Origin of the sequence: Rhodococcus sp. BUPNP1 (assembly GCF_002215235.1) — a bacterium.
Lineage (GTDB): Bacteria > Actinomycetota > Actinomycetes > Mycobacteriales > Mycobacteriaceae > Rhodococcus.
This window is the reverse complement of the sequence record NZ_NERM01000015.1, coordinates 80,659-95,408: the sequence shown is the minus strand read 5'-3', so window position 1 is coordinate 95,408 and position 14,750 is coordinate 80,659. Positions and strand designations below refer to the sequence as shown.

Sequence of the window (14,750 nt, the reverse complement as noted above, 5' to 3'; positions counted from 1 at the left end):
TACGCTCAGGCGGTCTGCAGGAACGGGTAGTCGGTGTAGCCCTCGGCTCCGGACGCGTAGAACAGCTCCGGACGCGGTGCGTTCTCCGGCTGCCCGTCCCGCCAGCGCTCGGCCAGGTCGGGATTGGCGATCAGCGCGCGGCCGACGGCCACGGCGTCGGCGTGCGAATCGTCGATCAGCTGCACGGCCTCGTTGCGGGTGGTCGGCGAGCCGAAGCCGCTGTTGGCGATCACCTTGCCGCCGAAACGCTTCCGGAGTTCCTGGACCAGATCGCCGGTCGGCTCCTTGTGCAGGACCGACAGATACGCCAGGCCCAGGGGCTGCAGGGCGTCGACCAGAGCGCCGTAGACGGCACGCACATCGTCGCGATCGGTCTCGACGGCGTCCTGGATGTTGTGTTCGGGGGAGATCCGCAGCCCGACACGTCCGGCGCCGACCGCCTCCGACACGGCCTTCACGACCTCGACAACGAGGCGGATCCGGTTCTCCACCGAACCGCCGTACTGGTCGTCCCGCACGTTCGATGCGGGGGAGAGGAATTCGTGCAGCAGGTAGCCGTTGGCGCTGTGGACCTCGACGCCGTCGAGTCCGGCATCGATCGCGCGGCGGGCCGAGGCGACGAAGTCGTCGACGACGGAGGGGATCTCGTCGATGGTCAGCGCGTGGGGCACGGGGTAGGGCTGCTTACCCTGCTCGGTGTGCACCTGGCCGTCGATCGCGATCGCGCTCGGCCCGACGACACGCCGGCCACCGTTGACGTCGGGATGCGTGACGCGGCCGCCGTGCATCAACTGCAGCACGATGCGTCCGTCGCGCTCGTGCACGGCATCCGCGACGCGACGCCAGCCGGCGACCTGCTCGTCGGTGACGATGCCGGGCTGACCGACGAAGGCCTGCGATTCGAAGTTCACATAGGTTCCCTCGGCGATGATGAGTCCGGCGCTCGCCCGCTGACGGTAGTGCTCGACGATCAGATCTCCGGGTACACCGGCCGAACCACCACGCAGGCGGGTCAGCGGGGCCATGACGATGCGGTTCGCGAGTTCGAGGTCTCCGAGGGCGACAGGTGTGAACAGATCCATGGGTGGCGCAACCACCCCCACCCCCGACGGCATTCCGGTGCCCTGCCGATTGTGGGATGGGTCATAGCGCCGGGTGGATGGTCACTCCGAGTGTTCGACGGCGGTGACCAGCCGATTCGACCAGTTCTCCAGGTGCTCGACGAACTCCGGTGGCGACGCACCGAGCAGCCGTCCTCCGGACATGCCCACGGCGAAGACCGCCCAGTCCATGCTGTCGGCGTCCACCTCGATCCGGCACCGTTCGGAGTCGATCGCGATCACCTCGGCCCACTGACCGATCCGGCGCCGCACCTCGTGCTCCGGCGCCTCGAGTTCCGCACTGACCTTCACCTGGGAGCGGCTGCGGATGCCGCGTTCGACGAAGGCCGCGGCATTGCCGCCGGGCAGCTCGCGCTGCCGGAATCGCATCCCCGTGGCGGTGGTCTCGGCCATGCGGTCGAGCCGGAAGCTGCGCCAGTCACCACGGTCGAGGTCGTAGCCGACGAGATACCAGCGTCGCCCGAGGGAGACGAGCTGCCGGGGTTCGACGCGCCGGCTCGTCGTGGTGCCGTCGGCCGCGGTGTACTCGAAGACGATGCGTTCGTCGTCGCGGCACGCGCGCGCGACGGTGACGAGTTGCTGTGAATCGGTCGCGCGGGTCGCCCAGGGGGTGTCGGCGGAGACCGTCGCCGCATCGAGCGCCTCCACCTGGCGTCGCAGCCGCGGTGGCATCACCTGGATGACCTTGGCCAGCGCGCGCACGGAGATCTCGGCGATCCCGGTGATCGAGGTCTGGGCCGCGGTGAGTAGGCCGACCGCGAGCGCGACCGCTTCGTCGTCGTCGAGAGCCAGTGGTGGCAACGACGCGCCCGGCGCGAGCTGGTACCCGCCGCCGACCCCACGATCGGACCGCACCGGATATCCGAGATTGCGGAGCCGTTCGATGTCGCGGCGGAGGGTGCGCAGCGAGACGCCCATCCGGTCGGCGAGTTCGGCGCCGAGCCAGTAGCGGTGGGTCTGCAACAGCGACAGAAGCCGCAGGGTGCGGGAGCTCGTGTCGGACATGACCTCATTCTTCCGCACCTGCGGACCTATAAGTGACAGGAACTGGCACCAATGGCTCGTAGCGTAGTTCTTGCCGGATCACGACGACGAGGAGCACCCGATGACCGAGACCACCACCACCCGGAACGCCACCCCGACCCTCGACCAGGAACGCCGCGATCTGCTGTCGGGCCTCGCCCACGCGCGGCACTTCCTGCGGTTCACGGCCCGCGATCTCACCACCGAACAGGCGTCGCAACGAACGACGGTGAGCGCCTTGACGATCGGCGGACTCATCAAGCACGTCACCGAGGTCGAGCGGGGATGGGCGGATTTCCTCGTGGTCGGAGCCGACTACATGGAGAAGGATTTCACCGAGTGGACCGAAGAGGATTTCGCCGAACACGACAAGGTCTTCCAGCTGCAGCCCGGTGAGACCCTCGAAGGAGCGCTGCGCGCCTACGACGAGGTCGCCGCCCGGACCGACGAGCTGGTACGCACGCTGCCGTCGCTGGACGTCGTCCACGAACTTCCCAAGGCACCGTGGAACACCGAGGACGCCTGGTCGGTGCGTCGCGCGCTGCTGCACATCGTCGCCGAGACGACGCAGCACGCCGGCCACGCCGACATCATCCGCGAATCCCTCGACGGATCGAAGTCGATGGGGTGAACCGGAGGTCGCGCTAGCGCCGGCCGGTGTCGCGCATCAACTCGGCGAGCTCCGTGCGGTCGGAGACGTCGAGTTTGGTGCACGCCCGGTAGATGTGCCCCTCGACGGTGCGGACCGACACCACGAGCCGGTCGGCGATCTGCCGGTTGGACAGCCCGGCGGTGACCATCGCGGCGACCTCCCGTTCCCGGCTGGTCAGGGGGAGCGGGCGAGCCGCCTCGTCCAGCGCCGGCGACGAGGCGTGATCGCATCGCGCAGCCAGTGCCGCGGCCGCGGCGGCGGCTTCGACGGATCGTCGGGTGTCGCCGTGGTCGCGGTAGGCGAGGGCGGCCAGGGCGTGGGCATCGGCGGCGTCGGCGAGGGCCCCGAGCGCCTCGAAGGTCTCCGCGGCCGCGGTCAGTCCCCGGCCGTCCGCCTCCGCGGAAGCGGTGGCGTGGGCCGCCATGGCGGCGACGAGACGTCCGTCGCACTGCTCGGTCAGTGCCGAGAGTCGTTCCGCGGTGGTGCGATCCCCGAACCGGGTGGCGGTGTGCAGGGCGATCGCCTCGACGGCGAACTGATCGTGCCGTGCCGCGATCTGCGCCGCCTCTCGGGCCGAGGTGATCGCGTTCGTGGTCTCGCCGCGCGCCGCGGCGAGCCATGCCTCTGCGATCCGGAGTTGCGGCTCGAAGACGGCGACGTGCAGGCCGCTGCGCGAGGTCGCCTGGGCCAGAGCGGCATCCGCGTCGTTGACACGCCCGAGTACGGCGTAGCCGTGTGTGAGGGCGAGGTACGCCGGCACGTTCCAGGAGACGGTGGCAGCCCGGTCGTCCACCTGGAGCGCGGCGACGGCCTGTTCGAGGCGGTGCACGGCGTGCACGAACCGCCCGCGCGCGGTGTCGACGACGCCGAGCAGGATGTTCGCCAGCCCCCACGCGAGATACTGGCCTATCGACGTGACGGTCCCGTGGGCGTCGGCGGGACCACGCATCGCGCTCTCCCGATAGGTCTCGGCCCGACGCTCGGCCTCGTCGAGGCTCCCGGTGAGGAGCAGTGCGAGGACCTCGCCCAGTCCGGCGGGATAACGCAGCAGGCCGTCGACCTGATCGGCGACTGCTGCGCAGCGCGCCGCCATGGCTGGGACCTCGTGACCACGTCCCATCACCGCGAGGGCCAGTCCGCCGCCGAAGAACGCCCACTCGACGGCCCAGGGGAGCGCGGTTTCGGTGGCGAGGACGCGATGGGCGAGGGTGAGTGCATCGCGGGGACGCCCTTCGTACACCGCGCATCCGCAGTCGATCGCGTCGACCACCGACCCCAGGTGGGGCCGCGTCACCAATTCGCGGAGGGTCGCGAGCACCTGCTGGGCCTCGGCGGCGTTACCCATCCCCCAGAACAGATTGGAGATGCGGGTCGCGCCCCATCGCACGAGCTCGCTCTCGTCGAGGGTGCGGGGATCGAACGAGGCGAGCACGGACTCCGCCTCACTGATTCCACCCAGCCACACCAGTGCGCGGGCGAGGAGATCGGCGGCCGAGAACGTCCCCGTGGCATCGAACGCCGCGCGTGCGAGACGTTCGGCGAGCGGTGCGTCGCCCAGGGCGATCGCATCGTGAGCCGCGGTCTCGAGCAATTCGGGGTCGACGGACCGGCTGCTGTCCAAGGAGAGCTCGGTCAGACGGATCCGGTCGGCCGGGCCTCGCTGGACGCGTGAACCCAGCGCCTCGACAAGCTGCCCCCGGATCCTGCGACCCGCGACCCGGCCCACGCGGCGGCGCACGACCTCACCGAAGAGGGGATGGGTGTAGCGGACGCGATAGTTGCGGTTGTCGTCGACGACGTCGATCAATCCACGTCGTTCGGCTTCCTCGACCGCGTCGTCACCGGCGAGACCGCAGAGGATCTCGAGGTCGAGCGGTTCGCAGAACGCCAACAGCTGCAGGGCCTGCAACACCTCGGGCGTGAGGTGGTCGATGCGATGTTCGAGGAGTGAGGCGAGCTCGGAGGTGACGGCGGTGCCGCCCCGGAGCTGCCACACGTTCCCCACCCGGCGGAGCGTGCCGGCCTCACGGGTCCCGACCACGAGGTGGTGGACGAACAGCGCGTTCCCACCCGAAGCCTTCCAGATCAGGTCGGCGCTCAACTCCTCCAGGGGTCCACCGAGCACGGTCTCGATGAGATCGATGCACTGCTGCCGGGTGAACGGTGACAGCTCCAGGCGGATGAGATGGCCGTCCTTCCACAGGGAGGTGACGGCGTCGGGCACGACTTCGCCGTTGCGGACCGTAGCGACCGTGTGGACCGCGTGATCGAGGGCGAGCTGATGGAGGAAGGTGGCCGAGAGTGGATCGAGCAGGTGGGCGTCGTCGACCCCGAGGACGAGCCGTGCGCGATCGGAGCCGTGTTCGCCCAGCAGGGCCTGTCGTGCAGCGGCGAGGAAGGCGACGGGGTCGCTGGCAGGGGGAGCTTCGATGAGGTGCGCGAAGGCACCCAGAGGGATGCTCCGAGCGGATTCCGTTCCCGCGATCCAGCGCACCGGGGCGGACAGCGAGTCGGTGGCCATACGGGCCAGGGTGGTCTTCCCGACTCCGGGATCTCCGGTGAGGACCACACCGCCTCGGTCGTGGTCCGTCAGGGCCGCGACAATGATTTCCAGTTCCCCCCGCCGCTGAATCAGTGGCCAGCGCTGATCCATGCACACGATCGTAGATCCGCGAAGTGCGGATATCTCCGGGTTGGAGATTTCACCTCCCGCGGGCGACCGCAGATCGAGTACTCCACTACGCGCGACGTCCCCACTCTCGGCGACCACGATGGAGTCGTCGGAGCAAGCGAACGGAAAACGGCCGAAGGAGCTGGTGATGACCACGACATCGTCGGAGCCGTTCTTCAGCTGGACGTCGAGACGGATCGACCTGAGCGCTGCAGCGGACGCGCGCACGGTGACACCGGAGCTCGACGAGTCACTGCGCTGCGGCTCCCGAAAGGCCCGATTGCTGGCCATTCGCGATTCGGAGAGCGAGACCGACTACGTGGCGTTGCTGGTGGGCGACGTCTCGGGACACAGCGACGTCACCGTCCGCGAGGTCGACGAGGAGCGTCTGCTGGTCGAGGCGAGCCGGCCGTCCACCGAACCCGAGATCCTGTTGGGCGTCGCCTCCGCCCCGGAGCCCGGGCATCCCGGCCCCCATCACGTCGACCGGGAGGTCTTCGTGGACGGACCCGTGCGGTCGCTGATCATCCGCAGCGGAGCGCGGTCGGTGGTGGTCGATTGGTGCCACGACGAACGCGTGCACTCGGCGTCGAGAGAACAGGCCGTGACGGCGGCGCCGCCGATGCGCACCGGACCCGGGACGAACCGGTTCCGTGTCGCGCGACCGATTGCGAGTCCGCGGGTGACCCGGTGGTGGCAGCGACTGCTGCCTCATCCGGAACCGACGAGTTCGCGTCGCACCCCGGCGGTCTGCGGCTGACCGATCAGAGCCCGGGGATGCGGGGCAGCTGCGGGAGCTGGATCTGCGGGGGCGGCGGCAGCGTCGGCAGCTCGAACTGGGGGAGGCCGGGGACCATCGGGGCCGGCTCCGGTTCGAGTGACGGCACCGAGGTGTCGGCCGCCGCGTCGTCCTGTGCCCCGGTGGTGGGGATCTGCGTGGAGGTCTCCGCCGTCGTCGGTGGCCGGGAGGTGGTGCGGGTCTCGCTGCGATCGGTGACCGTCGACTGCTCGTCCGACACCGCCGGGACGGTTTCCGGCACGGTCGAAGCGTCCGTGGTGGTCGTGGACCGGGGCTCCGCTGCCGGTTGCGCCGGTGGCTCCTGCATCTCCTGCTGTGTGGCGGTCGGCTGCGGATCGCGACCGGAACTCTGGAGCAGGTCGATACCGAGGCCGATCGCCGCTGCGACGACGACGGCACCACCGGCGAGCAGGAGGCGTCGACGGTTCCGCGGCTGCGCGGGCGTCTCGGTCTCCTGCCGAATGTCGGCGGCAGCGAAGCTCTCGGTCGGCGCGTCCGGCGCGACCGGCTGCGGAGCGAACTGTGCCGTCTCGGTGAGCTCGAGCGGCGCCGCGAACTCCGCCGTCTCGGCGACCTTCGCGGTGTCCGGGCGGGCGAGGAGCGCCGCGCCTTCCGCCGCCACCAGTTCGGGCTGCGGGGGCACGATCACCGGAATATCGAGCCACGATTCCATCACGGCGGTGACCAGCGGAATGTTCGCTCCGCCCCCGATGAGCACCGCGGCGTCGGGAGTGCGTCCCGAACGGCGGATCACGTCGAGGGTGAGGCGGGCCGAGGCCTTCACAGGTCCGTCGATGAGCGAATCGAAGCTGTCCTGCGAGAGCAGCAGCAGACCACCCTCGCCGGGCATGCACACCGCATCCTTCGAGGACAGCTGCTCCTTCGCGTCGCGGCACCGGGCGGTGAGGGCCCGCTGTGCCGCCATGTCGGCCGGCTCGGCGAAACGCTGCAGGTCGACGTGGTGGTCGTAGATCAGGCGGTCGACGAGGTCGCCGCTGATCCCCTCCGAGCGTGCCGTGCTCAACGCGATGCGGGTACCCCGGTCGACAACCGTGACGGTGAGGCCCGAGCTGCCGAGGTCGTAGAACACGAGCGTCTCGTGATCGCCGAGCTCTCCTGTGGTTTCCAGCATTTCGAGCGCCGCGGTCACTTCCGGGACGAGCCGGAAGTTGTCGATGTCCAGGCGGCTCATCGCGCCCTGGACGAAATCGGCCTGCGTCTCGTTCTGGTAGGCGACGCCGATGGCGCGCACCTGCTCGATCTCGTCGGTCTCGGCGAGCATCGTCTCGATGGACTCCGCGGCCAGCTCGGCCGGCCGGTCGAGCAGGGCGGGCATCGAGCGGGATCCGAAGACGGGGCTGTCGAGGCTCCCGGTGTCACGTCGCGCAAAGCGCACCGCGCTGGCACCGACCGAGACACCGAGAACTGTAGTCATGCCGCCGACTATAACGGTTCGGTCACGGTCTGCACGCCGGAGGCGGGCGGTGCCCGGATGGCGGCGCGTCTCCGAACGGCAGCCGAGGTCGTTCGTCGCGGCCTCTCGCATGTTCACCGTCGGCGGCGAAATCCTTGCTGTACAGTCGGCTTCGCGATCGCGGGCAGGATTCTCCGGACGTCCCGATCCCCACCAGTTCTCGAGGAGGTTCGGCGGATGAGCGAGCAGAGAGTGCGGATCGAGATCGACGAGTTCGGTGTCGCTACCGTGACCTTGGACCGCGCCGAGAAGCACAACGCGCTCGACCCGGCGATGTTCGATGCGATCGTCGATGCCACCGAGCAGCTCGCGACCGACCGCACGGTACGCGCCGTCGTGCTCCACGGCGCCGGCAAGAGCTTCTGCTCCGGCCTCGACATCACCGGTCTCGGTAACCGTGACGGCAGTGGCCCGCGGGATCTGCTCGCCCGCGCGGACGGGCACATCGCCAACCACGCCCAACGCGTGGCCTACGGTTGGTCCCGCGTCCCGGCCCCGGTGATCGCCGCGATCACCGGCAACTGCTTCGGCGGCGGCCTGCAGATCGCGCTCGGCGCCGACATCCGGTTCGCGACGCCCGACGCGCGGCTGTCGATCATGGAGGTCAAGTGGGGCCTCGTCCCCGACATGGGGATCACCCAGAGCCTGCCGCGACTCGTGGGCCTCGATGTGGCGAAGGAACTCACCTTCACGGGGCGCATCCTCACCGGCACCGAGGCCGACGCACTCGGTCTCGTCACTCATGTCTCGAACGACCCGCTCGCCGCGGCGCAGGAACTGGCCCACGAGATCGCCGGCAAGTCGCCGCACGCCGTGCAGGCGGCCAAGCGCCTGTACGAGGAGACGTGGACCGGCTCCGATCCGGAGTCCGCGCTGATGCTCGAGAGCACGCTGCAGGTCGAGCTGATGGGGTCGCCCAATCAGATCGAGGCGGTCACGGCGGGGATGACCGAGCGTGCTCCTGCCTTCGCCGATCCCGACTGACCGGACTCAGATCTCCACGGCGGTCCCGCAGATCCCGCACTGCTCCAACTGTCGGCGGCCCCACCGCGCGACCGGCACGAAGAACAGCGTGAACTGCTTGGACTCCCGGATCCGGAGCCACTGCGTGGTGTTGTGGCAGCGCGGACACGTCCGGTTCTGCCCCGGACCGAGGTTCTGTCGCTTGGTGCCGAAGCCGAAGAGAAGGAACATCGTCCGAGCATAGAGCGACGACGCGTGGTCCTTCAGTGCATGACGGGAAGGATCATCGGATCGGCGCGACCCGACGCCGCCTCGACGAAGGTGAGCGGATCGGGCACCGCGGCAAGGACGTCCCGTGTCCGTTCGAGGGCCATCGACTCGGGCCGTGGTCCGCCGACCGCGTCGATCACGTCGAGCCAGTGGATGGTGGTCTCCAGGATCGCCATGTCGAGGAACGCGCCGAGCGCGACCGACTCCAGGAACGGGTGTGCGATCACGGACGCACGGCTCAATCCGGTGATCCGGTCGAAGGCGGCGGGGAAGTCGGATTCGAAGCGGGTCGCGACTGCCGTGCGCTCGACATCGGCTGCCAGTCGGCGCACCGTCTCGGCCATCCGCTCGTGCCTCGTTTCGGCCTCGGCCGGATCGGTGTTGAGCATCCGGAGCATCTCCGCGGCGCTGGTCACCTTCGCCTCACCGTCTGCCGACGGCGCGGCGAGCATCTCGATCATCACGTCCGGCGTGATGTGCACGTAGACGTCCCGGACCGTCCATCCCGGTAGCCGAGTTTCGGTCGTCCACTGCTCGTCGGACAGTTCGGCGGCGCGAGAACCCCACATGCGCCACAGCCGGATCATCAGCGCTCGGTCCTGTTCGAAGTCCGCCACAACACCTCCCCAGTTCGGATATTCATCGCTGCTTCCTCTTGCGTCGCGGAGCTTCCTGTCGCTTCTCCGCCACGTCGTCGAAGAACCCGAGCACCTTCTCGGCCGCGGAGTCGAGGGCGCTGTGGGTCTTGTACTTGGCGGCGCTCTCCACGGCCTTGCCGCTGACGTCGCCGACGATCTCGGGCACACCTTTCGGCTGGGTCTGGGAGATCTCGAGTCTGTCGACGGCCTGGGCGAACCGCAGGTAGGTATCGACGCTTGCGACCACGATGCGGGCGTCGATGGTCACGATCTCGATGCCGACGAGAGAGACGCGTACGAACGCGTCGATGACGAGACCCTTGTCCAGGATGGTGTCGATGACGTCCGCCAACCCGGACGAATTCGGTCGGGCCATCGTTCCGCCGCCCCCGCCGCCTGCGGGTTCGATCGATGTCATGGTGCTGCTCCTCGTGCGTGAACGGAATTGGCGCACAGCGATTCCGGACCACACGAATGGATCCGGGCGAGGAGGACGAAGTCTCCGGGCGACGCGGGCGTCACTTCTCCATCATGACGCCTTCTCGGCGGCGCGACCAGGACCGCGAAGGCATCGTGGTTGCAGGAGAATGGGCTGCCGGTGGGAGCTCTGCTGGTCGCGGTGACCGTGATCGCCGTGCTCGTCGTCACCGACTGGTCAGCCCCTGTCGACGACCCGACCGCCGTCCACCGTGCAAGAGCAGCGACGCGACGGATCAGGCAGGGGAGAGCCGCACCCGTAGGCCACGGGGCTTCAACGTGATCGCCTCGTGCACGTCGAGTTCGTAACCCGGTTCCGGAGCGAAGTCGTACCGCCGGATCAGCGACGCGAGCGTGAGCACCGCTTCGTGCAGCGCGAACTGCCGACCGATGCACGCGCGGATGCCGGTGCCCCACGGTTTGAAGATGTGCGCCGGACGCTTCCGCACGGCCTCGGGTTCGAACCGGTCCGGGTCGAACCGCTCGGGGTCGTCGCCCCACAGCGGGTCGCGGTGCAGTTGCGGCAGCAGCACGAACACCCACGAACCTTTCGGCAGCGTCCGTCCGCCGAGGGTGGTCTCACCGCGTACCTTGCGGAAGTAACCCGGGGCGGCCGGCCACAATCGCAGCGTCTCGTCCACCACTCGCCGCACATACCGCAGCTTGGCGACCTGCTCGTACCGGATCCGGCCGTCGGCCCCGACGACCTCGGTGATCTCGGCGCGTGCCTTCGCCACCACCTCGGGATGTCGGCTCAGGAAGTGGACCGCGAACCCCAGAGTGGCCGCGGTGGTCTCGTTGCCCGCGACCAGGAAGGTCAGCACCTGATTGCGGATCGATTCGCGATCGAGCTGCTCACCGGTGTCGGGATCGGCGGTGTGCATCATCAGGTCCAGCAGATCGCCGTGCTGCTCACCGGAGCGCATCCGCTCCTCTACGATGCGATCGACCGTCTCCTGCATCAGCGCGATGTCGCGTTCGTGCTGCTCACGGGCGCTGCGGCCGAACAGGGCGCGCAGGATCGGGATGTCGTTCGACGAGCGGTTGATGTACTCGAGCGCCCGGCTCATCGCCGCGATGAACGGATCCGGTTCGGTGCGGCCGAACGAGTCGAAGTCGTAGCTGAAGCCGCACCGGCCGATGACGTCGAAGGTGAGCGACGTCATGCTCTTCGGCACGTCCACATACTCGCCGCCGGCCGCGGCGGCGTCCCAGCTGTCGACCAGCCGGTCGACGACCGTGAGCATCGAGTCGTGATAGCCGCGCATCGCGGCCTGGCCGAATCCCGGGCCGAGGATGTTGTGGGCCTTGCTCCAGTTCGGTTCGGAGTTGAACGCGGTGAACAGCCCGTCGCCGGCGATGACACGAAGCTTGCGCAGCGGCTTGCCGAGGAACTTCGCCCACTTCTCCTCGTCGTTGACCTCGCGCACCAGCTCGGCGCCGGAGACCACGATCAATCGGTGCCGGAGGATCTTGCGTTCGAAGATTCCACCTAGTTCCTGAGCCATCTGCATCTCACGCTGAACCGGTTTGGCCACATCGATACTGAGCAGATCACCCACCAGCGGAAGTCTCCATCGCGGCTGTGGAATCGGCTGTGCGCCGGTCGTCCTGGTGATGCTCGTCGTAGTCGGTGACCCCATCCTGCGAGTGTGCATCAGCCCCGACGGGACGATTCGGGCGGCCTCATCGCGACGCCCGGGTCGATCAGAACAATCGCGGAGTCGCGTGCGACCCGTCCCGGGCTTCACAGATACGGGCGTGCCAACGGTCGACGAGCCACATCTCGACCATCTCCGGACGCGTGGCAATCAACGACGCCCACATGTTGAGGAGTTCGACGTACCGGTGATAGCGCCGCAGCGTGAAGTCGGCGACCGACGGATCCTCGAGCCACCCTTCGTGGATGAGCGTCGACACCGCGTGCTGATCGAGAAGCTGCGCCGGGCCCGCCTCGGTCCGCACCTCGACCGCCCACAGATAGGTCGCCAGCAGCGGTACGCCGACGCCGGGAGTGTCCGGCCATCCGGACCAGGTCTGCCGCGCGGTGTCGGGTAGAGACTTGGTCTTCGCGCAGTAGTCGAGGACTCCCTTGATCTTGGTGAACCGGTCCCGGTCCTTCGGGGCGTGTGTGTCGCGGACGTCCGGAAAACGTCGGGCGCCGCGTCGTCGCGGATGCGCGCTGCGCCAGGCCGCGCACAGGAACAACAGCCCCAGGCCGGCGTGGTCGGCTTCGATCAGTTCACTGTCCGATCGGAGGTCGTTGCGTTGGACGATCGCGTCGCCGTCGTCGATGATCCGTCCGTCGAGATTCCGTCCCCGGAGGCGGATCTCGTGCCCGGCGCGTTCGAGGTGGCTGTTCCACCATTTCAGGTCGACGGTGACGCCCTCGTCGAGCACCTGCAGGTCGAACGAGCGCGCCCGACACCACTCGGAGCATGCTTGCGGAGGCTCGAACCCCTGGTCGTACGGATGCATTCTGTGGACATTGCCACGAGTGACCGGCGATTCCGGGGCAGGACACGCGCTGACTGTCGACATGTTGCCGTGTCGTCACACGAGGTGAGCGCTCGTCGGATCCGGTGCTGACGGATCACCCGAGCCGGAACGGGAGGAGGGCATGGCGACGGGCAACGAGGGTCATTTCAGGTCGATCCCCACCCTCTCGGCCATCACCCTGATCATGTGCTGCACGCCTATCTCGTTGCGCCCGATGAGCATGTGCTCATGTTGGCCGCGGCGCACTCCTTCGCCGCACTGGGGGAGCATCGCGAAGTCCTCATCCCTTACGGCAGCATGAACCTGCGCGAAAATGCCGGCGTACAGCTCCACCTGCTCCGGACTCTCCGCGGGGTACTTCGCCATCCAACTGTGCCGCACGACGCAGGTGGTGGCCGACCTGCCGGGCAAGATGTCGATGACCTCCACCCCCACAGGACTGTTGGCCAGAATCAGGTTGGGATAGACCCAATAGATGATGCCCATGTGCGCGATCGGGTCATCCCAGGTGTCGTCCTGCTCCTTGCCCTCGAGGTCCCGAACCCAATTGAACGGGAAGCCGATCCGGTGATGCGGACCGAACTCGTCGTACACATGGGTATTCGCGATGGTGTTCTGTCCGATGACGCTGTCCCCGTGAACGAACGGAAAATGATAGCCCTCGGCGAATGCTTCGAGTGCACCCTTCCAGCTGACGTCCGCTTCCAGGTGTCGCTCGTCGTGATACTGAAAATTCCGGTAGTCCCACCGTGCAAGCTCGTTGCCGAATTCACCCAGATGAGAGTCCAGATCCAGTGGTACATCAGCGTCGAGGACACCCCAGACGAACCCGTGACGCTCCTCGCTGGGTAGTTCCACGAGGCCGTAGTCGTTCCGATCGATGTCGTCGAACCCCGCCTTGCCGGGGACTCCCCGAAGTCTTCCCTTGTTGTCGTAGACCCATGCGTGGTACGGACACGTGAACCGGCGACTGTTCCCGGCCCCGCACGCCGGCATTGCTCCGCGGTGGCGGCAGTAGTTCAAGAAGACATGAGCCTGCCCGTCATGGTCACGGGTGATCAGCAACGAGTCGTCGAGCACCGTGCGCACCACGTAGTCGTCGTTGTTCGGGATCTGCGCCGACGCCGACAACGGCAGAGGTGTCTCCCTCAGGAGTCGAGTGCGTTCGAACTCCGCAAACTTGTCGTCTCGGTAGTACGCCAGCGGCACGCGGAGTGTTGCCTCGGCCATGTCCGTGGTGTCGGACAGCGCCAGATTCAGGGCCCTTCGGGTGAGTTCGGCCCCGTAGGGGCTGGTGGTCGGTGCTGGGGTCGGATTCTCGACGGTGGCCATGCCAGGTCCTTTCGCTACCGATGTCAGCAAGGGTGACAGTACATGAAACGTGTTCTATGTCCAGCCGTATTGTCCGGTACGTCCCGGCCGAACGAGCACTGTCGCATTCGGCACGGGACAATGAGTGGGTGCGTACCCATGGATGGGCCGGTTTGATGCCCCCTGCCGATGACAACGAAGCGTCGAAACGCATCATCATCGCTGCCGGAGAGCTCATGGATTCGGGCGCGACCGACGTGAACATCCGTCAGGTTGCGCAGAAACTCGGCATCGCTCGCCAGACCGTCTACAGGTACTTTCCGAACAGTCAGGCCCTCTTGGCCGCGACGGCGCAACACGCCACCGACGAGTTCCTCGGCGACCTGGCGCGTTCTCTCGAAGGTCTCACCGAGCCGTCACACGCGATCGTCGAAGCGATCGCTCTGACCTTCGAGCGTCTACGCAAGCATCGCCGCTTCGGTCTGCTGTTCGCCCGGCCCGAGAACGCGAAGTTCACCGCCGAAGTGACCGCCGCCCGGTCCATCGCCATAGGACGCGTGATCGTGGATCACCTCGCCATCGATTGGGCAGCACACGGATGGACGGACGCCGACATGAACGAACTGGTCGAGATCATGCTCCGGTTCGTTCAATCGCTCCTCGTCGACCCTGGTGATCCTCTCCGTTCCCCGGCCGAGCTGCGCGCGTTTCTGCATCGTTGGGTCGGAACCGCCATCGAGGCGAAGGCCTTGCCGTCTGGAACGCGGCCCCCGTCGGGTACGCATTGTTCGCGCTGATCACCGAGAAGGAATCCGACCTCGCCACGGCAGCAGCGATGCTCGAGCCACAGCA

14 protein-coding genes are annotated in these 14,750 nt (G+C 67.8%); 4 read left to right on the top strand and 10 right to left on the bottom strand.

Features of this window, described 5'->3' with window-relative positions:
• Positions 1-5: 5 nt before the first annotated feature.
• Positions 6-1,082: an alkene reductase gene (locus tag B9C99_RS16655; RefSeq protein ID WP_088898616.1), complete on the bottom strand. Its 1,077-nt coding sequence runs from the start codon at positions 1,080-1,082 to the stop codon at positions 6-8.
• An 81-nt stretch (positions 1,083-1,163) separates the two neighbouring features.
• Complete coding sequence (locus B9C99_RS16650; RefSeq protein WP_088898615.1) at positions 1,164-2,126, bottom strand: YafY family protein; 963 nt, start codon at positions 2,124-2,126, stop codon at positions 1,164-1,166.
• A 100-nt stretch (positions 2,127-2,226) separates the two neighbouring features.
• Here B9C99_RS16650 and B9C99_RS16645 point away from each other — a divergent pair, with 100 nt between their 5' ends.
• On the top strand, positions 2,227-2,775 hold the full coding sequence (locus B9C99_RS16645; RefSeq protein WP_172414981.1) for a DinB family protein: 549 nt from the start codon (positions 2,227-2,229) through the stop codon (positions 2,773-2,775).
• Positions 2,776-2,788: 13 nt separating this feature from the next.
• Here the strand turns inward: B9C99_RS16645 and B9C99_RS16640 are convergent, their stop codons facing one another.
• Positions 2,789-5,449, bottom strand: coding sequence for a LuxR family transcriptional regulator (locus B9C99_RS16640; protein WP_088898631.1), 2,661 nt, complete (start codon positions 5,447-5,449; stop codon positions 2,789-2,791).
• Between the two features lie 166 nt (positions 5,450-5,615).
• Here B9C99_RS16640 and B9C99_RS16635 point away from each other — a divergent pair, with 166 nt between their 5' ends.
• Complete coding sequence (locus B9C99_RS16635; protein WP_229568111.1) at positions 5,616-6,227, top strand: hypothetical protein; 612 nt, start codon at positions 5,616-5,618, stop codon at positions 6,225-6,227.
• Positions 6,228-6,231: 4 nt separating this feature from the next.
• Here the strand turns inward: B9C99_RS16635 and B9C99_RS16630 are convergent, their stop codons facing one another.
• Complete coding sequence (locus B9C99_RS16630) at positions 6,232-7,701, bottom strand: Hsp70 family protein (RefSeq protein ID WP_088898612.1); 1,470 nt, start codon at positions 7,699-7,701, stop codon at positions 6,232-6,234.
• 216 nt (positions 7,702-7,917) lie between these two features.
• Between B9C99_RS16630 and B9C99_RS16625 the strand changes: the two genes are divergently transcribed.
• Positions 7,918-8,724: a crotonase/enoyl-CoA hydratase family protein gene (locus tag B9C99_RS16625; RefSeq protein WP_088898611.1), complete on the top strand. Its 807-nt coding sequence runs from the start codon at positions 7,918-7,920 to the stop codon at positions 8,722-8,724.
• A 6-nt stretch (positions 8,725-8,730) separates the two neighbouring features.
• Here B9C99_RS16625 and B9C99_RS16620 read toward each other — a convergent pair whose 3' ends face one another.
• The 6 genes from B9C99_RS16620 to B9C99_RS16595 all read right to left on the bottom strand — a co-directional run bounded on the left by B9C99_RS16620 (position 8,731) and on the right by B9C99_RS16595 (position 13,919).
• Positions 8,731-8,934 carry a zinc-ribbon domain-containing protein gene (locus B9C99_RS16620; RefSeq protein ID WP_016694796.1) on the bottom strand — a complete coding sequence of 68 codons (204 nt, stop codon included), beginning with the start codon at positions 8,932-8,934 and terminating at the stop codon, positions 8,731-8,733.
• A gap of 32 nt (positions 8,935-8,966) precedes the next feature.
• Positions 8,967-9,590, bottom strand: coding sequence for a maleylpyruvate isomerase N-terminal domain-containing protein (locus B9C99_RS16615; protein ID WP_172414980.1), 624 nt, complete (start codon positions 9,588-9,590; stop codon positions 8,967-8,969).
• 22 nt (positions 9,591-9,612) lie between these two features.
• Positions 9,613-10,029 carry a gas vesicle protein GvpJ gene (gene gvpJ, locus B9C99_RS16610; protein WP_088898610.1) on the bottom strand — a complete coding sequence of 139 codons (417 nt, stop codon included), beginning with the start codon at positions 10,027-10,029 and terminating at the stop codon, positions 9,613-9,615.
• Positions 10,030-10,324: 295 nt separating this feature from the next.
• A complete protein-coding gene (locus B9C99_RS16605; RefSeq protein ID WP_088898609.1) occupies positions 10,325-11,731 on the bottom strand; it encodes a cytochrome P450 in 1,407 nt (468 codons plus the stop codon).
• A 64-nt stretch (positions 11,732-11,795) separates the two neighbouring features.
• Positions 11,796-12,566: a hypothetical protein gene (locus B9C99_RS16600; RefSeq protein ID WP_088898608.1), complete on the bottom strand. Its 771-nt coding sequence runs from the start codon at positions 12,564-12,566 to the stop codon at positions 11,796-11,798.
• 162 nt (positions 12,567-12,728) lie between these two features.
• On the bottom strand, positions 12,729-13,919 hold the full coding sequence (locus B9C99_RS16595) for an SRPBCC family protein (protein ID WP_088898607.1): 1,191 nt from the start codon (positions 13,917-13,919) through the stop codon (positions 12,729-12,731).
• A 155-nt stretch (positions 13,920-14,074) separates the two neighbouring features.
• On the opposite strand from B9C99_RS16595, the gene B9C99_RS16590 reads away from it, so the two are divergent.
• Positions 14,075-14,695: a TetR/AcrR family transcriptional regulator gene (locus B9C99_RS16590; protein WP_216359307.1), complete on the top strand. Its 621-nt coding sequence runs from the start codon at positions 14,075-14,077 to the stop codon at positions 14,693-14,695.
• Positions 14,696-14,750: the final 55 nt, after the last annotated feature.